We start from the raw sequence: 18517 nt of genomic DNA, 5'->3' as shown, positions 1-18517 counted from the left end.
GATTCGGATTCGGATTCGGATTCGGATTCGGATTCGGATTCGGATTCGGATTCGGATTCGGGCTGATTTTCGCCCGCGAGTTCTGGCAGGAAAAGCGTCCGGTATCCCCTACCGGACGCCGCTTTCAGAAAGCGAACTTACTGCTTGCGCTGCAGCTCAAACACCACATCCACCTGATCATCAAAGTGAATGCTCTGCTGCTCGTAAGTTTGCGCGGCCGAGGTCATCGGCGCGGCATCAGCGGTTTTGAACATTCTGGCCATCGGCATCGGCTGATAGTTGGCCACGTGATAGCGGATGCTGTAAACCGGCCCCAGCTGAGCATTAAAGCCTTTTGCCAGCGCGCCAGCCTGCTGCGTCGCGTTTTCGATCGCGGCCTGGCGAGCTTTATCACGATAGCTGTCAGGATTGGCAACGCCCAGCTCAACAGAACGGATTTCGTTAAGCCCGGATTTGAGCGCCCCGTCCAGCAGTTCGTTCAGCTTATCTAACTGGCGCAGCGTTACCTGCACCTGACGTACCGCGCGGTAACCTTTCAGCTCCGATTTACCGTCCTTCAGATAATCATATTCTGGCTGCGTACTCAGGTTGGCCGCATTGATATCTTTCTTATTAATGCCATTTTTCTGAAGAAAATCAAAATACTGGGCAACACGGCTGTCGGCCTGTTTTTTGGCTTCAGAAGCATCTTTTGAAGAAACGCCAACCTCTATGGCCAGCGTAGCGATGTCGGGCGTCGCGTCAACGCTTGCTTGTCCGGACGTCACAACATGAGGCCCGTTAGGCAGTTCATCCGCCACGACGGCAAAAGGTGAGGTAAAAATAAGTGCGGCCAGCGCCAGTTTGGTCAATTTCAAAGGAGATCCTCCATGGGACTTCAGTCATAACAGAGGAAACCGGCCTGATTACTGCGTACCGGCTTCCACAATTTATTCCATCAGTTCGCATCTTAGTGCGATTATACCTGCGAGACTATGACCTTAATTCCTGAAATGAGTTCGGGCGTATTTAGCCGATATCCAGCGCCTGTAGCGCCAGCTTCAGCGCTATCAGCCACATGACCAACCCGACCAGCAGATTAATGATGCGCTGCGCTCTGGCCGTATTAAGGCGCGGTGCCAGCCAGGCTGCCAGCATAGCCAAACCGAAAAACCAGATTAGCGAGGCGCTGGCCGACCCTAACGCGAACCATTTACGCGATTCTGCCGGAAGCTGACCACCCAGACTCCCCAGCACCACAAAGGTATCAAGGTAGACGTGCGGATTCAGCCAGGTCACCGCCAGCAGGGTGGCAATTATGCGCCAACGGCTCTGCTTTATCGCTTGCGATGATGCCAGCGCCACATCGCCGCTGAAAGCGGTACGCAACGCCCCCCAGCCGTACCACAGCAGGAACAGTACGCCGCCCCATGTCACCATGTTCAGCAATAAGGTTGATTGCGTCAGCAGTGCGCTGCCACCGAAAACGCCGCCGCAAATCAGCAGAATATCGCTTATCGTACAAAGCGCAGCGGTCATTAAATGGTAATGCCGACGCACCCCCTGATTCAGTACAAAAGCGTTCTGCGGCCCCAGCGGCAGGATCAGCGCGGCGCCCAGTGCCATGCCCTGCAGGAAAACGGCAAACATAATGTGCTCCTCAAACGGTTTCAGCTGGCGGCGAGTGTATAGCCTTCATATTATTAGAGGAAATTGAAGATTCTAATAGCCCATTAAGTTAGCTTATGACAGTAGGCAATAAAAAAGGCGAACCGCAGTCCGCCTTGTCTTTTTCATGCTGATGCCTTCGGGCTATGCCCAACCGACTGAAATTATTCAGGCTTTGCCGTTACCGGCGCGGCGTCGGTTTTTGCCTCAGCAGGCTGATGCAGGTGTACATCCATCTGCGGATAAGGAATTCCAATGTTATTGGCATCCAGCGTGCGCTTGAAGTTTTTCATCAAATCCCAGTACACGTTTTGCAGATCGCCTGCGTTGCTCCAGCAACGAACCACATAATTCACTGACGAAGCCGCCAGCTCGTTCAGCCCAATCTGCACGCCCATATCCTGCAGGACGCGAGAGTCGGCCTCTACGACTTCGCGCAGCAGCCTGAGCACCTGATCGACGTCGGCATCGTAAGAAACGCCAATGATAAATTCATTACGGCGCACCGGCTCGCGCGAGAAGTTAATGATATTGTTGGCAATGATTTTGCCGTTTGGCACCACTACCGTTTTGCCATCTGCGGATTTCAGCGTCGTAGAGAAAATCTGTACGCTCTGTACGGTTCCCATCACCCCGATGTCAATAAAATCGCCGGTACGGAAGGGACGGAAAATAACCAGCAGCACGCCCGCTGCCAGGTTGCTTAACGCGCCCTGTACGGCCAGGCCAGCGGCCAGACCAATGGCACCTAACAGAGCAATAACGGATGCGGTCTGCACGCCTACGCGGTTCAATGCCGCCGTTAACGTAAAGGCGATGATGCCGTAACGGGCAATCGCCGCGAGAAAGTCACAGACGGTCGCGTCAATATGGCGTGCTTTCAGCACTTTGTTCAGCGCGTTAGAGACGACCTTTGCCACCAGCACGCCAATAATAATAATGATAATTGAGGCAACAATATTTACCGCATAGCTGAGCAATAGCGCCTGATTATGTACCAGCCAGCTGCCCGCACGGTTTACACCGTCGACCACGTTCAAATCTTCCATTTGCTTATCCTGTTGTTGTTCCCCGACGGGAAGTAAGCAGATTGCCAGACAACGCTGGCATCCCAAGCTTAAAGCGTAACTAAAATCCTGCCCGCTGCCAAATAACGAGGCAAATTAATAATTTGTTACCCAGAAGGCGCTTTTTTAGCAGGGTTTTTAAAAGAGGAAGGCAGATAAGCGCGAGAACAAAGATGGCTTTGGCGGGCGTTGGGGAACGACATATAAAAAAGGCTCCACGGGGGAGCCTTAAGATCAGCCGCAGAAAATTACAGAACGTCTACCGCGTTCAGCTCTTTAAAGGCCTGCTCCAGACGGGTAATCATGGACGTCTGAGCAGAGCGCAGCCATACGCGCGGATCGTAATATTTCTTGTTTGGTTTATCAGCGCCTTCCGGGTTGCCCAGCTGCGCCTGCAGATAACCTTCGTTCTTTTTGTAGTACTGCAGGATGCCGTTCCAGGTAGCCCACTGGGTATCGGTATCGATGTTCATCTTAATCACGCCGTAGCTGATTGACTCTTCGATTTCTGCAGCAGAAGAACCGGAACCGCCGTGGAAAACGAAGTCCAGCGCATTGTGCGGCAGGTTGTGTTTTTTGGTCACAAATTCCTGGGAGTCACGCAGAATGGTTGGGGTCAGCTTAACGTTGCCTGGCTTATACACGCCATGAACGTTACCGAAGGAAGCCGCGATGGTGAAACGTGGGCTGATAGCGTTCAGTTTTTCGTAAGCGTAATCCACGTCTTGTGGCTGGGTGTACAGGGCAGAAGCATCCATATGGCTGTTATCAACGCCATCTTCTTCACCGCCGGTGCAGCCCAGTTCGATTTCCAGCGTCATATTGATTTTTGACATACGCGCCAGATACTTGCTGCAGATTTCGATGTTTTCTTCCAGCGACTCTTCAGAAAGGTCGATCATATGGGAAGAGAACAGCGGCTTGCCGGTTTTCTCGAAGTGAGCTTCGCCTGCGTCCAGCAGACCGTCGATCCACGGCAGCAGTTTTTTCGCGCAGTGGTCAGTATGCAGGATAACCGGCACGCCGTAATGTTCCGCCATCTGATGCACGTGGTGTGCGCCAGAGATAGCGCCCAGAATAGCCGCAGCCTGTGGCTTATCAGACTTCACGCCTTTACCGGCAATAAATGCCGCGCCGCCGTTAGAGAATTGGATAATAACCGGCGCTTTAACCTTAGCGGCAGTTTCCAGTACGGCATTGATGGAATCGGTGCCGACGCAGTTAACCGCTGGCAGGGCGAATTTGTTCTCTTTTGCGACCTTGAAGATTTTCTGTACGTCGTCACCGGTGACAACGCCTGGTTTTACGAAATCAAAAATTTTAGACATGTCTTTTGTCCTGTTTCGTCGGCAATAGTAAAAGATGTTGCGCCTTAGGCGGCAAATCATTGTGGCGGAGGCTACCCTCCGCCTCAGAGGTTACTGTTTCGCGCGTTCTTCCAGCATCGCTACCGCGGGCAGTTTTTTACCTTCCACAAACTCCAGGAAAGCGCCGCCGCCGGTAGAGATATAAGAGATCTTATCTTCAATGCCGAAGAGGTCGATGGCAGCCAGCGTATCACCGCCGCCTGCGATAGAGAATGCATCGCTCTCGGCAATGGCTTTCGCCACGATTTCGGTGCCTTTGCGGAAGTTCGGGAATTCAAACACGCCCACCGGGCCGTTCCACAGAATAGTTTTGGCTTCTTTCAACAGCTTAGCCATCGCTTCTGCAGTTTCGTCGCCGAAGTCCATGATCTCTTCGTCATCCTTCACTTCAGAGACTTTCTTCACGGTAGAAGGGGCAGTTTCAGAGAATTCCGTGCCAACGCGGGAGTCGGTAGGCACCGGAATTTTGTATTCATCACGCAGTTTTTTTGCTGCTTCTACAAAATCTGGCTCGTACAGGGATTTACCCACGTTGTTATCGATAGCCACGAAGGTGTTGGCAATGCCGCCGCCAACAATTACCGTATCGGCGATTTTGACCAGAGAGTTCAGCACGTCGAACTTGGTAGAGACTTTAGAGCCCCCTACCACCGCCACCATCGGACGAGCAGGTTCTTTCAGGGCTTTGCCCAGCGCGTCCAGCTCTTCTGCCAGCAGTGGGCCGGCACAGGCTACCGGAGCAAATTTACCTACGCCATGCGTAGAAGCCTGAGCGCGGTGCGCGGTACCGAACGCATCCATCACGTAAACGTCACACAGCGCGGCGTATTTTTTCGCCAGCGCTTCGTCGTCTTTTTTCTCGCCTTTGTTAAAGCGCACGTTTTCCAGTACGACCAGCTCACCTTCGGCAATATCCACGCCGTCCAGGTAGTCTTTGGCCAGACGAACCGGAGAAGAAAGTTTCTCTTTCAGGTAATTAACCACTGGCAGCAGGGAGAACTCTTCGTTGTACTCGCCTTCGGTCGGACGGCCCAGGTGGGAGGTGACCATCACTTTCGCACCCTGTTTCAACGCGGCTTCAATGGTCGGCAGTGAAGCACGGATACGTGCGTCAGAGGTGACTTTACCCTCTTTAACCGGCACGTTTAAATCAGAACGAATCAGTACGCGTTTCCCGGCAAGTTCCAAATCGGTCATTTTAATTACTGACATGGTGAGTCCTCTCGTTGATTCTCTAAATTTTAAAGGCGCAGTCCGCGCCCTGGCTGAAACCGCTGGCGGCCATAGCTAACGTGGTGTCGATCATCCGGTTAGCAAAGCCCCATTCGTTGTCGCACCAGACCAGCGTTTTGATCAGGTGCTGTCCGCTGACCCGCGTTTGAGTGCCGTCCACAATGGCACTGTGCGGATCGTGGTTGAAATCAATGGAGACTAACGGTAGTTCCGTATAGTCAACTATACCACTAAATGCTTTTTCTGATGCGTTTCGCAGCAGCGCGTTAACCTCGCACGCGTTTACCGGCGTGCGGACGCTGACGCTTAAATCAATGGCGGTCACGTTGATTGTCGGGACGCGCACGGCGATCGCTTCAAAACGATCGTTGAATTTTGGGAAAATACGCGTGATGCCGGCAGCAAGGCGAGTATCGACCGGAATGATGGACTGGCTCGCTGCGCGAGTCCGCCGCAGGTCAGTATGGTAAGCATCGATAACCTGCTGATCGTGCATAGCGGAATGAATGGTGGTGACCGTCCCCGACTCAATGCCAAAAGCATCATCCAGCAGCTTAATCACAGGAATAATGCAGTTCGTGGTACAGGAAGCGTTGGAGACAATCCGATGGTCTGCCTTCAGCGCTTTTTCGTTAACGCCGTAAACAACGGTAGCATCCAGATCGTTACCACCCGGATGGGAGAACAGCACTTTTTTTGCCCCAGCGGCAAGATGCGCTTCGCCATCGGCGCGGCTGCCCCAAACGCCGGTGCAATCCAGCACCACATCCACGTTCAGCTCCTTCCAGGGCAGATCGGTGATAGCGGCACGATGCAAAATTCGGACAGCATCCTCGCCTATCCACAGCAGATCACGCTCCTGACGAACGTCCCATGCAAAACGGCCGTGACTGGTATCATATTTCAGCAGATGCGCCATGCCTGCCGCTTCCGCCAGCTCATTAATCGCCACGACGGTTATCTCCGCGCGGCGGCCGGTTTCATAAAGCGCACGCAGCACATTGCGCCCGATGCGTCCAAAACCGTTGATGGCAATACGAACCGTCATATCACTCCTGCATCCAAATTCAGTGCAAAACCGAGCGTTAGCCTGAGCCAGGCGTCCCCGTTTGTACAGGGAATTTTTACGTCACCGTATCGCTTTTTCAGCGGAAACAGGTCAGTTCCAATGCTTGTTGAAACGGTTCAGCTACAATAAAGACAATGCGGAATAATTGGAATGCGCCAGATCAATTGGCAGTTTAAAAATCTGACCTGCATCACATTTAGAGAAGAGACTGGATAAAATACGGGCCCAAATTGTCCGGTAAAGGCGTCAGGTGGCTTTTACTGATATTGACTTTAAAATCCCCCCCTGACCACGCGATCTACGTATTTATCCCGCTTTTTTCGCTGAATATCAGAATTTTCCCTCTGACAACCGTTTCCATGATGGAGGCGCCCTCAGTAGAACGCCGGAACCCGGTGACTCGCTGAACTACGCCTCCGCCCTGCTGACGGACAGTGAATTTGAGGAGAGCTTCTCCGCTGCAACGGTATCCTCCGCCGCCAGCGTGCCTGTAAACACGACAACGGTTCGGATCCCTGTATCATCGTGGGCAAAATCAGCGCTGAGGGCGATATTCATATTACCGGCAGCGTCAGCGGTAAGGTCAATTCTAAAAAACGGTGTTTGTGCAGAAAAACGGGCGAGTCGAAGGAGAAATTCGGGCACGGCGTACTGAAATTAGCGGCAGGCTGAAAGGGTTATGCTGCAGCCGGGAAAGATAATGGCTTTAGAGATGGCTCTACTGAGTGTGAATGGCTTTCGATCAACCAGCAGGGTAAATTTTACGCGACCAGCTCAGGCTCTACAGGAAGGACCCGGAAAGCAACGGGATAAAAAACCGGGTAGAGCCGCTGGTGCCGCCCGGTCAGGATTTTCACCTGCGGGATACCGCCCGATCAGCAAGAAGGTTCGCCTGACTGAACAGGCGAACCCCGATGATTACAGCAGTGCTTTCGCTTTAGCCACCACGTTGTCTACAGTGAAGCCGAAGATTTCGAACAGCTTCTCGGCAGGTGCCGATTCGCCAAAGGTGGTCATACCTACCACGGCGCCGTGCAGGCCGGTGTACTTGAACCAGTAGTCAGCAATGCCGGCTTCAATCGCCACGCGCGCGCCGACCGCTTTCGGCAGTACGGCTTCGCGGTAGGCTGCATCCTGCTTGTCGAATGCATCGGTAGACGGCATGGAAACCACGCGAGCCTTACGCCCTTCTGCGCTCAGCTTCTCGTAAGCGCTGACTGCCAGCTCCACTTCAGACCCCGTTGCAATCAGGATCACTTCCGGCGTGCCGTCGCAATCTTTCAGAATATAAGCGCCACGGGCAACGTTAGCCAGCTGTTCAGCGTTACGATCCTGCTGCGCCAGGTTCTGGCGGGAGAAGATTAGTGCGGTTGGGCCGTCGTGACGCTCAATCGCATATTTCCAGGCTACCGCAGACTCAACCTGGTCGCACGGACGCCATACGCTCATGTTCGGCGTAACGCGCAGGCTGGCCAGCTGCTCTACCGGCTGGTGCGTTGGACCATCTTCACCCAGGCCGATAGAGTCGTGGGTATAGACCATCACCTGACGAATTTTCATCAACGCAGCCATACGGGCGGCGTTACGCGCATATTCCACAAACATCAGGAAGGTGGCGGTGTAAGGCAGGAAACCACCATGCAGCGTAATACCGTTAGCGATAGCGGTCATGCCGAATTCGCGCACGCCGTAGTGGATATAGTTGCCCGCGGCATCTTCATTGATTGGCTTAGAGCCAGACCACATGGTCAGGTTGCTGGGTGCCAGGTCAGCGGAGCCGCCCAGGTATTCCGGCAGCAGTTTGCCAAAAGCTTCCAGCGCGTTCTGTGAGGCTTTACGGCTGGCGATTTTTGCCGGATTAGCCTGCAGCTGTTCAATGAATTTCTGCGATTCGGCCTGCCAGTTTTCCGGCAGCGCGTTTTTGCTACGGCGCTGGAATTCCAGCGCCAGCTCCGGCCAGGCTTTCGCGTAGGCCGCGAACTTCTCGTTCCAGGCCGCTTCTTTTGCCTGGCCTGCTTCTTTAGCGTCCCACTGTGCGTAGATATCCTGAGGGATTTCGAACGGCGCGTGGGTCCAGCCCAGCTGCTGACGGGTCAGGGCAATTTCATCGTCGCCCAGCGGCGCGCCGTGGGAATCGTGCGTGCCGGCTTTATTCGGCGAACCGAAACCAATAACGGTTTTGCACATCAGCAGTGAAGGCTTATCGCTAACCGCTTTCGCTTCTTCTACCGCTTTACGGATCGCGTCCGCATCGTGTCCGTCCACGCCGCGCACGACATGCCAGCCGTAAGCTTCAAAACGCTGCGCGGTATCGTCTGTGAACCAGCCGTCAATGTGACCGTCAATTGAGATGCCATTGTCATCATAGAAAGCCACCAGTTTGCCCAGCTTCAGCGTACCGGCCAGCGAGCAAACCTCGTGCGAGATCCCTTCCATCATGCAGCCATCGCCCATGAACACATAGGTGTTATGATCGACAATATTGTGGCCCGGACGGTTGAACTGTGCGGCCAGCGTGCGTTCAGCGATGGCCATCCCCACCGCATTGGCAATCCCCTGGCCCAGTGGGCCGGTGGTGGTTTCAACGCCGGCAGTATAGCCGTATTCCGGGTGACCTGGAGTTTTGGAATGCAGCTGGCGGAAGTTCGCCAGTTCAGCAATCGGCAAATCGTAGCCGGTGAGATGCAGCAGGCTGTAAATCAGCATAGAGCCGTGACCGTTGGACAGCACGAAGCGGTCACGATCGGCCCACTGCGGGTTGGTTGGGTTATGGTTCAGGAAATCACGCCATAACACTTCGGCAATATCCGCCATGCCCATAGGCGCGCCCGGGTGGCCGGATTTGGCTTTCTGTACAGCATCCATACTTAATGCGCGAATGGCGTTCGCAAGCTCTTTACGAGAAGACATGTTCTACTCCAGGTCGGATTAAAGGCTTCGCCGTCCTTAACCTATTTTAATCAATGAGTTATCAGGCAAAGCTGCAAAAGACGACCCTCAATGTACATGAAAGCGCAGCCGAATGTACATGGTGAAAAGTGCAAAAAAACAGGCTCTTGCTTGCTTTTTTCAGAAGTTGGAACTATGCATTAGCACACAGGAAGTTAACATAGCGCCCTACTTATTCCCTGCCTTTAACGGCAGGTGTTTGTTTTTATTACCTTGTTACTAATGGACAGAATAATGAAACTCCCCGCTTCCCTGATGGCACTGGCCGTCGCTACCGCACTGACCGGCTGTCAGAATTTTGACAGTAATGCCCTGATGCAGTCCGGCGCCCAGGCTTATCAGGCCGCCTCGCTCAGCGATGCGCAGGTAAAAGAGCTCAGCGTAAAATCGTGTGAAAAAATGGACAGTGAAGCGCAAATTGCGCCAGCCGACAGCGTTTACACCCAGCGTCTGAACAAAATCGCCGCCGCGCTTGGCGATAACATTAACGGCACGCCCGCCAACTATAAGGTTTATTTGACGAAAGACGTCAACGCCTGGGCGATGGCCAACGGCTGTATCCGCGTTTACAGCGGTCTGATGGATATGATGACGGATAACGAAGTCGAAGGCGTGCTGGGGCATGAAATGGGTCACGTGGCGCTGGGTCATACCCGCCGTGCGATGCAGGTTGCTTACGGAACAACGGCAGCACGTACTGCCGCCGCCTCCGTTGGCGGGATTGCCGCCACGCTGTCACAATCGCAACTGGGCGACCTGGGCGAAAAACTGGTTAACGCACAGTTTTCGCAAAAGCAGGAGTCTCAGGCGGACGATTACTCGTTTGATCTGCTGAAAAAACGTGGCGTCAGCCCGCTGGGTCTGGAAACCAGCTTTGAAAAGCTGGCGAAACTGGAAGGCGGCAATGCCAGTACCATGTTCGATTCCCACCCTTCTTCCGAATCCCGCGCGGAGCATATTAAAGCGCGTATCCAGGCCGGAAAATAAGCCTGAAGAGGCCAGCCTGAAGGCTGGCCCTCTTTCAGTACTTACTCGCCTTTATTAACGGCCTGAACGTGCAGCATATCCAGCGCCAGCGTGGCCGCCGCTAGCGCGGTGATGTCAGATTGATCGTAACCCGGGGCGACTTCTACCAGGTCCATCCCCACAATATTCAGCCCCTGCAGACCGCGCACCAGTTTGGTTGCTTTGTCCGAGGTCAGGCCGCCCACAACAGGTGTACCGGTGCCCGGCGCGTGGGCCGGATCCAGACAGTCAATATCAAAAGTCAGGTAAACCGGCATATCGCCAACGATCTCTTTTACCTGCGCGATAATGTCGTCCACGCTACGATCGTTGATCTGCGCCGCATCCAGCACATTGAAGCCCAAAGAGGCATCGAATTCGGTGCGAATGCCGATCTGTACCGAACGCGATGGGTCAATCAGTCCTTCCTGCGGCGCGGTATAGAACATGGTGCCGTGATCAAATTTTGGCCCGTTGGAATAGGTATCGGTATGGGCATCGAAATGGACCAGCGCCATTTTGCCGAAATGTTTTGCGTGTGCGCGCAGCAGCGGCAGCGTGACGTAGTGGTCGCCGCCAAAGGTCATCATGCGCTTGCCGTTAGCCAGCAGCTTTTCCGCGTGGGCCTGTAATTTATCGCTCATATCCTGCGAGTCGCCAAAAGCGTAAACGAGGTCGCCGCAGTCAACCACGTTCAGACGCTGACGCAGGTCGAAATTCCATGGCCAGCGGCAGCCTTCCCAGGCCAGGTTAGTTGAAATCTGACGGATTGCACCCGGGCCCAGACGGCTGCCGGGACGACCGGATGTGGCCGCGTCAAACGGTACGCCGGTAATCACCCATTCGGCGTCACTGTCGTACGGCTGAAAGTTAACCGGAAAGCGCATAAAACCAAAGGCATTGGAAACCAAAGAGTTATCGTACTGGTTACCCAGAGTATTATACATAAGCCCCTCTCTTGCTGTCGGCCAGGCTGGCCTTGCTGTTATAGCTAAAAAAAATCCCCGTCGCGTCGTTAGGCCCGACGAGAAAGGGATTGGGTTCAGGTTGCCGGGCGGAGAACGCGCCGCCCGGCCAGGCGACTACGACTTACTCATCTTCCAGATAAGTGTAGCCGTAGAGGCCCGCTTCAAACTCGGCGATAAATTGCGCGCGCAGCTCGTCGTCCAGATCGGATTCGGCAATCTGCTTGCGGAAATGCGTCAGCAGCTCTTTTGGATCCAGCTGCACGTATTCCAGCATATCCGCCACGGTGTCGCCTTCGTCCGACAGCTGCACATCAACACGGCCGTCTGCATAGGCATAAACATCAACCGCTTCGGTATCGCCGAACAGGTTATGCATATTGCCCAGAATTTCCTGGTATGCGCCGACCATAAAGAAGCCCAGCATCGGCGGATTCTCTACGTCGTACTGCGGCATCGGCATGGTGGTGGCGATACCGTCGCCGTCCACATAGTGATCGATGGTACCGTCAGAGTCACAGGTAATATCCAGCAGCACCGCGCGGCGTTCCGGCTTTTTGTCCAGTCCTTCCAGCGGCAGCACCGGGAACAGCTGATCGATACCCCACGCATCCGGCATGGACTGGAACAGCGAGAAGTTGACGTAAATCTTATCCGCCATACGCTCCTGCAGCTCGTCGATAAGCGGACGGTGCGCGCGGTTACCCGGATCGAGATGTTGCTGAATATAGTTACAAACGCTCAGATAGAGCTGCTCTGCCCAGGCACGCTGCTCCAGATTGTAAATCCCCTGCGAGTAACCGGTATGGATATCAAACAGATCCATCTGGCTGTCGTGCAGCCATTCGCGCAGCGAGCGGCGATTGGCCGGCTCGTGCATCTCCTGCCAGGTATTCCACAGGCTGATAATCGGACGAGGCGCATCTTCCGGCGGCGATTGTGGCGTAATAAACTCGTTACGTTCTACGCCAATAATATTGGAAACCAGCACGGTGTGATGTGCGGTGACCGCACGTCCCGATTCGGTAATAACCGTCGGATGCGGCAGATTGTGTTCTTCACAGGCGTCGCCGATAGCCCAGATAACGTTGTTGGCATACTCGTTCAGGCCATAGTTTACCGAGCAGTCGGACTGTGAACGCGTACCTTCATAGTCCACGCCCAGCCCCCCACCCACGTCGAAGCACTGAATATTGACGCCCAGCTTCGCCAGCTCAACATAAAAGCGGGCCGACTCGCGTACGCCGGTCGCGATATCGCGGATATTCGCCATCTGCGAGCCGAGATGGAAGTGCAGCAGTTGCAGGCTTTCCATTCTTCCGGCTTCACGCATGATTTCGACCAGCTTCAGCACTTGCGTAGCCGACAGGCCGAACTTGGATTTTTCGCCACCGCTGGACTGCCATTTGCCGGAACCCTGTGAAGCCAGACGCGCGCGGATACCGAGACGCGGCACCACGTTCAGGCGCTCTGCCTCTTCCAGCACCAGCTTCACTTCCGTCATTTTTTCCAGCACCAGATAGACCTTATGGCCCATCTTTTCGCCAATCAGCGCCAGACGAATGTATTCACGGTCTTTGTAGCCGTTACAGACGATCACTGAACGGGTCATGCCCGCGTGCGCCAGCACCGCCATCAGCTCCGCTTTGGAACCGGCTTCCAGCCCCAGCGGTTCACCGGAGTTGATCAGTGATTCGATAACGCGTTTGTGCTGGTTAACCTTGATCGGATAAACCAGGAAATAGTCGCCGCGATAGCCATAAGATTCCCGCGCGCGTTTGAACGCCGCGTTAATAGAGCGCAGACGATGTTGTAAAATTTGGGGGAAACAGAACAGCGCAGGCAGGCGTTGCCCTTCGGCCTCACGCTCTTTAACCAGTTTCGCCAGATCGACACGCGCTTCAGGCACGTCCGGATCGGGGCAGACGCTGATATGACCCAGCTCATTGACGTCATAGTAATTATTGCCCCACCAGGCAATATTGTAGGTGCGCAGCATTTTGCTGGCATCTTGATCGCTCATGGCCACCTCCTGCATTGAGCGGAGTACACCGTGTTCGCCTGCTGACGAACCCTTAATCATCTTGCTGTCGTCAGACATCGCGAGCCTCGAATTTCAATGATGCGGAACAGTTAACTACTATCGCAGGGAAATCCCGCGACAACAACCCATCGACTACCGGGAAGCCCAGCATAAAACGCTGGAACACCGTACCAGGCGATATAAGAAGTATAACATTAAACACGTCGCGGACTCCGTCACCCAGCTTGCGCTGAGGCAATGAGAAGAGGGAGATTATCGACCAATGCCGGCATCACGACCGGCGCTACATCGGCATGGCACCCATGCAGGGACAGGGGACAGGAAGAGTCTGTGCGCGCCGGAATGGCGCAATGAACCGGTTGCGATCATGACCGTATTCAGCTCCGCTTGGGAAACCGGGAGGAAAAGGCCAGCGAAAAGTCCCTCGCTGACGCGCCTGCCGCTGATGCCAACAAGCCGGCTTACAGCAGCGGCGTTTTATACAATCAGCACAGCAGGAATGCAAAATTTAAATGTAAGGAACAGAGAGGAGCGCGGTAATTTTTACAAAATTCGTGGGTTGTTTCCGATAAAAAATGCTGGCAATCTGTTTAACGAATAACCTAAAATAGCCGTCCAGATGTTAATCCATCTATACCGGTTAACTTCTAAGCGTCTTAAATCAAATTATTGTACTGCTCATGGCTTTGCCTGAGGGGGCGCAGAGAGGAAACCGTTTCTTTTTAGCGCTATGCAGTCGATCCCAACCCGTTTCAGTAAGGTAAAGAATAAATGGCTAAACACCTTTTCACCTCTGAGTCCGTCTCAGAAGGCCATCCCGATAAAATCGCCGACCAGATCTCTGATGCCGTGCTGGATGCCATCCTTGAGCAGGATCCTAAAGCCCGCGTCGCCTGTGAAACCTACGTAAAAACCGGCATGGTGCTGGTCGGTGGTGAAATCACTACCAGCGCATGGGTAGATATTGAAGAGATTACCCGCCGTACCGTGCGTGAAATCGGCTACGTGCATTCCGATATGGGCTTTGATGCCAACTCCTGCGCGGTCCTGAACGCCATTGGCAAACAGTCGCCGGATATTAACCAGGGTGTGGATCGTGCCGATCCGCTGGAACAGGGCGCGGGCGACCAGGGCCTGATGTTTGGCTATGCGACCAACGAAACCGACGTGCTGATGCCTGCGCCGGTAACCTATGCGCACCGCCTGGTTCAGCGTCAGTCTGAAGTCCGTAAAAACGGTACGCTGCCGTGGCTGCGTCCGGATGCGAAAAGCCAGATTACTTTCCAGTACGATGCGGGCAAAATCGTGGGTATCGATGCGGTAGTGCTTTCTACCCAGCACTCGGAAGATATTGGTCAGAAAGATCTGCAGGAAGCGGTGATGGAAGAGATCATCAAGCCGGTTCTGCCAGCAGAATGGATCAACGCCGGCACTAAATACCATATCAACCCAACTGGCCGTTTCGTTATCGGTGGCCCAATGGGTGACTGCGGCCTGACCGGTCGTAAAATCATCGTTGATACCTACGGCGGCATGGCCCGTCATGGCGGTGGCGCGTTCTCCGGTAAGGATCCGTCAAAAGTTGACCGTTCCGCAGCCTACGCCGCGCGTTATGTGGCGAAAAATATCGTGGCCGCTGGCCTTGCCGACCGCTGTGAAATTCAGGTGTCTTACGCTATTGGCGTAGCAGAACCGACTTCCATCATGGTAGAAACCTTTGGTACAGAAAAAATCTCTACCGAACAGCTGACGCTGCTGGTACGCGAGTTCTTCGATCTGCGTCCTTACGGCCTGATCCAGATGCTGGACCTGCTGCACCCGATCTATCGCGAAACCGCTGCTTACGGTCACTTTGGTCGCGAGCACTTCCCGTGGGAAAAAACCGACAAGGCTGCACAGCTGCGTGAAGCCGCTGGCCTGAAGTAAGGTTTTACCTATTGCACTAAGGGCACCTATAGGGTGCCCTTTTTGCTGTCTGCTGGCTGGCGGATTGGTAAACTCCGTGTACACTTCGGCAGGCTTTTGATGCGTAAATGTTAACGGTTACATCCAGAAACATCACGCAGCATCGGATAATTAAGAATTTCCAGCCTTAACAAGAGTAGCGAGAATGCGCTATTTTCAGCGCTGTCCGATAGAGTGCCAGCAGGGAACCAGGAGAAGCTATTTAGTGCTATGCCTGAACGGTTATAAAGCGTAAGCGCGTATGAAAACCGCTGTTTTCAGAAAGATCTGGTGTGTAACCGGTTACACCATGTGATCGCCCGCACAGTCTTTCGCGCCGGGTTTTTTTAACATTTATAAAAACAATATACAGTACCACTAATATGGAGGCTTCATGCCTGATAATAAGAAACAGAGCAGAACATCCAACAAGGCGATGACCTTGTTCGTATGTTTACTCGCCGCACTCGCCGGCCTGCTTTTCGGGCTGGATATCGGCGTGATTGCCGGCGCTTTACCTTTCATTGCGAAAGATTTCAACGTGACTGCCCACCAGCAGGAATGGATCGTCAGTTCAATGATGTTCGGTGCCGCCGTCGGCGCTGTGGGCAGCGGCTGGATGTCCTCTTACCTCGGTCGTAAAAAAAGCCTGATGATTGGCGCCGTGCTGTTTGTTATCGGCTCTCTGTGGTCAGCCATGTCGGGAAATGCGGATATGCTGATTGTGGCACGCGTGCTGCTGGGCCTGGCCGTCGGCGTGGCTTCCTTTACCGCTCCGCTTTACCTGTCTGAAATCGCACCAGAAAAAATTCGTGGCAGTATGATCTCCCTGTACCAGCTGATGATTACCATCGGTATTCTGGGCGCTTACCTCTCCGATACGGCGTTCAGCTACACCGGCGAATGGCGCTGGATGCTGGGCATCATTACTATTCCGGCTGCCCTGCTGCTGTTCGGCGTCTGCTTCCTGCCTAACAGCCCACGCTGGCTGGCGGCGAAAGGTAACTTCCGCGATGCACAGCGCGTACTGGATCGCCTGCGTGATACCAGCGAGCAGGCAAAGCGCGAGCTGGACGAAATCCGTGAAAGCCTGAAGATCAAGCAGTCCGGCTGGAATCTGTTTAAAAACAACAGCAATTTCCGTCGTGCGGTCTGGCTGGGTATCCTGCTGCAGGTTATGCAGCAGTTCACCGGCATGAACGTCATCATGTACTACGCGCCAAAAATCTTTGAAATTGCTGGCTTTACCAATACCACCGAGCAGATGTGGGGCACCGTTATCGTTGGTCTGATCAACGTACTGGCGACCTTTATCGCTATCGGCCTGGTGGATCGCTGGGGCCGTAAGCCAACCCTGAAGCTGGGCTTTTTGGTGATGGCCATCGGTATGGGCGTACTGGGTACCATGCTGCATATCGGCATTCACTCTGCCGGCGCACAGTACTTTGCTATCGCTATGCTGCTGATGTTTATCATTGGTTTTGCGATGAGCGCCGGTCCGCTGATCTGGGTTCTGTGCTCCGAAATTCAGCCGCTAAAAGGCCGCGATTTTGGTATCACTGTTTCCACGGCAACCAACTGGATTGCCAACATGATCGTTGGGGCAACCTTCCTGACCATGCTGAATACGCTGGGCAACGCTAATACCTTCTGGGTCTACGCCGGCCTGAATATCATCTTCGTTATTTTGACTATCATGCTGATCCCGGAAACCAAAAACGTTTCTCTGGAACACATTGAGCGTAACCTGTTAAGCGGCAAAAAGCTGCGCGACATCGGTCAGCGCGACTAAGCATTGCTGGCCGGGGTGACCCGGCCAGTTTCATTGAATTCCTCCCCTCTCTCGTCGTATCCTCTACACCATGAAACCCCTCCGAATTCCGATAGCGCTACAGCAGGCTGTAATGCGCTCGCTGCGTGAAAAACTGCAGCAGGCTAATCAGCACCTTGAGCGTACCTACCCTGAACCAAAACTGGTTTATCAGCAGCGCGGTACGGCTGCAGGCACCGCCTGGCTGGAAGCCTGGGAAATCCGCCTGAACCCGGTTCTGCTGCTGGAAAATCAGGAGTCTTTTGTCAATGAAGTGGTTCCGCATGAGCTGGCGCATCTGCTGGTATGGAAACACTTTGGCCACGTAGCGCCACACGGCAAAGAGTGGAAATGGATGATGGAAAGCGTGTTGAATGTGCCCGCCCGACGTACCCACCAGTTTGCTATCGAATCAGTACGCCGCCGCGCTTTTCCCTATCGCTGTGGCTGCCAGCAGCATCAGCTGACCGTTCGCCGCCATAATCGGGTGACGCGTGGCGAAAGCGAATATCGCTGCGTTCACTGCGGTGAGAAGCTGCAGCCCGGCACATTTTCCGCTGCGTAAAAACTGGTACGGCGCAAAAAAAATAGCGCTAAAGCACGGGACGATTTCCTGTTATCTGGCGCTTCTGCTACTCTCGACGTTTCATTGTCTGACAGAAAATCGAATATGTTACGCAAAATCATTGGCTGCTTTTCTTTACTGACCGCCTTCTTTGCCCACGGGTTAAGCCTTAACAATTACCATCAGAATAATTTCGGCCAGGCGAAAGCGTATGCCGCGCAAATCAATGCCGATGCGCCTGGTTCTTTCTACTGCGGCTGTAAGATTAACTGGCAGGGAAAGAAAGGCGTGCCTGACCTCGCTTCCTGCGGCTATCAGGTACGTAAAAACGCTAACCGCGCTAACCGGATTGAATGGGAACACGTTGTGCCCGCCTGGACCTTTGGCCACCAGCGCCAGTGCTGGCAGGACGGTGGCAGAAAGCAGTGCGCCAAAGATGCGGGTTATCGCCGTATAGAGTCTGATTTGCATAACCTGCAACCTGCCATCGGTGAGGTTAACGGCGATCGCGGGAACTTCATGTATAGCCAGTGGAACGGCAGCGAGCATCAGTATGGTCAATGCGAGATGAAAATCGATTTCAAAAATAAGCAGGCTGAACCCCCGGCCCGCGCACGCGGCGCCATCGCTCGTACGTGGTTCTATATGCGTGACCAGTACCAAATCGCCATGTCAAACCAGCAGACTCAGCTGATGACGGTCTGGGACAAGCAATATCCGGTCACCGCCTGGGAGTGCGAGCGTGATAACCGCATCGCAAAAGTTCAGGGCAACCATAACCCTTATGTACAGCGTGCTTGCCAGCGGTAAAATCCGTGGCCTAAACTGAACAACATGTTTTGGCCGCCCTGC

15 protein-coding genes are annotated in these 18517 nt (G+C 53.9%); 6 read left to right on the top strand and 9 right to left on the bottom strand.

Annotated elements, in window-relative coordinates; all coding sequences use genetic code 11:
• Nucleotides 1-137 precede the first annotated feature (137 nt).
• From RTK32_RS03425 to tkt, 7 genes are all read right to left on the bottom strand, one after another.
• Entirely contained in the window at nucleotides 138-857 is a 720-nt protein-coding gene (locus tag RTK32_RS03425) for an oxidative stress defense protein (protein WP_312042111.1), read from the bottom strand.
• Between the two features lie 151 nt (nucleotides 858-1008).
• Nucleotides 1009-1629: an arginine exporter ArgO gene (gene argO, locus RTK32_RS03420; protein ID WP_312042110.1), complete on the bottom strand. Its 621-nt coding sequence runs from the start codon at nucleotides 1627-1629 to the stop codon at nucleotides 1009-1011.
• A 182-nt stretch (nucleotides 1630-1811) separates the two neighbouring features.
• Complete coding sequence (mscS, locus tag RTK32_RS03415; protein ID WP_312042109.1) at nucleotides 1812-2696, bottom strand: small-conductance mechanosensitive channel MscS; 885 nt, start codon at nucleotides 2694-2696, stop codon at nucleotides 1812-1814.
• A gap of 266 nt (nucleotides 2697-2962) precedes the next feature.
• A complete protein-coding gene (gene fbaA, locus RTK32_RS03410; protein ID WP_312042108.1) occupies nucleotides 2963-4042 on the bottom strand; it encodes a class II fructose-bisphosphate aldolase in 1080 nt (359 codons plus the stop codon).
• 90 nt (nucleotides 4043-4132) lie between these two features.
• Complete coding sequence (pgk, locus tag RTK32_RS03405; RefSeq protein ID WP_312042107.1) at nucleotides 4133-5293, bottom strand: phosphoglycerate kinase; 1161 nt, start codon at nucleotides 5291-5293, stop codon at nucleotides 4133-4135.
• Between the two features lie 22 nt (nucleotides 5294-5315).
• On the bottom strand, nucleotides 5316-6362 hold the full coding sequence (gene epd / locus RTK32_RS03400) for an erythrose-4-phosphate dehydrogenase (protein ID WP_312042106.1): 1047 nt from the start codon (nucleotides 6360-6362) through the stop codon (nucleotides 5316-5318).
• Between the two features lie 939 nt (nucleotides 6363-7301).
• Nucleotides 7302-9293, bottom strand: a complete 1992-nt coding sequence (gene tkt / locus RTK32_RS03395; protein WP_312042105.1) for a transketolase — start codon at nucleotides 9291-9293, stop codon at nucleotides 7302-7304.
• 273 nt (nucleotides 9294-9566) lie between these two features.
• Here tkt and RTK32_RS03390 point away from each other — a divergent pair, with 273 nt between their 5' ends.
• Nucleotides 9567-10319: a M48 family metallopeptidase gene (locus RTK32_RS03390; RefSeq protein WP_312042104.1), complete on the top strand. Its 753-nt coding sequence runs from the start codon at nucleotides 9567-9569 to the stop codon at nucleotides 10317-10319.
• A 41-nt stretch (nucleotides 10320-10360) separates the two neighbouring features.
• Here RTK32_RS03390 and speB read toward each other — a convergent pair whose 3' ends face one another.
• Both speB and speA read right to left on the bottom strand, forming a co-directional pair.
• The gene (gene speB, locus RTK32_RS03385) at nucleotides 10361-11284 is read right to left on the bottom strand and encodes an agmatinase (RefSeq protein ID WP_312042103.1); all 924 of its coding nucleotides are present in this window, start codon (nucleotides 11282-11284) and stop codon (nucleotides 10361-10363) included.
• Between the two features lie 142 nt (nucleotides 11285-11426).
• Nucleotides 11427-13403 (bottom strand): biosynthetic arginine decarboxylase, encoded by a 1977-nt coding sequence (gene speA / locus RTK32_RS03380; RefSeq protein WP_312042102.1) that lies wholly within the window; start codon nucleotides 13401-13403, stop codon nucleotides 11427-11429.
• 310 nt (nucleotides 13404-13713) lie between these two features.
• On the opposite strand from speA, the gene RTK32_RS03375 reads away from it, so the two are divergent.
• The 5 genes from RTK32_RS03375 (at nucleotide 13714) to endA (ending at nucleotide 18475) form a co-directional block, all read left to right on the top strand.
• Nucleotides 13714-13947 carry a hypothetical protein gene (locus RTK32_RS03375; protein ID WP_312042101.1) on the top strand — a complete coding sequence of 78 codons (234 nt, stop codon included), beginning with the start codon at nucleotides 13714-13716 and terminating at the stop codon, nucleotides 13945-13947.
• Between the two features lie 170 nt (nucleotides 13948-14117).
• Nucleotides 14118-15272 (top strand): methionine adenosyltransferase, encoded by a 1155-nt coding sequence (gene metK / locus RTK32_RS03370; RefSeq protein ID WP_312042100.1) that lies wholly within the window; start codon nucleotides 14118-14120, stop codon nucleotides 15270-15272.
• Between the two features lie 412 nt (nucleotides 15273-15684).
• Nucleotides 15685-17082 (top strand): sugar porter family MFS transporter, encoded by a 1398-nt coding sequence (locus RTK32_RS03365; RefSeq protein WP_312042099.1) that lies wholly within the window; start codon nucleotides 15685-15687, stop codon nucleotides 17080-17082.
• A gap of 70 nt (nucleotides 17083-17152) precedes the next feature.
• Nucleotides 17153-17665 (top strand): SprT family zinc-dependent metalloprotease, encoded by a 513-nt coding sequence (locus RTK32_RS03360; protein ID WP_312042098.1) that lies wholly within the window; start codon nucleotides 17153-17155, stop codon nucleotides 17663-17665.
• 105 nt (nucleotides 17666-17770) lie between these two features.
• Nucleotides 17771-18475 (top strand): deoxyribonuclease I, encoded by a 705-nt coding sequence (gene endA, locus RTK32_RS03355; RefSeq protein WP_312042097.1) that lies wholly within the window; start codon nucleotides 17771-17773, stop codon nucleotides 18473-18475.
• Nucleotides 18476-18517: the final 42 nt, after the last annotated feature.

It is taken from the genome of Erwinia sp. (assembly GCF_031978025.1).
Lineage (GTDB): Bacteria > Pseudomonadota > Gammaproteobacteria > Enterobacterales > Enterobacteriaceae > Erwinia.
This window is presented reverse-complemented; position numbering and strand designations above follow the sequence as displayed.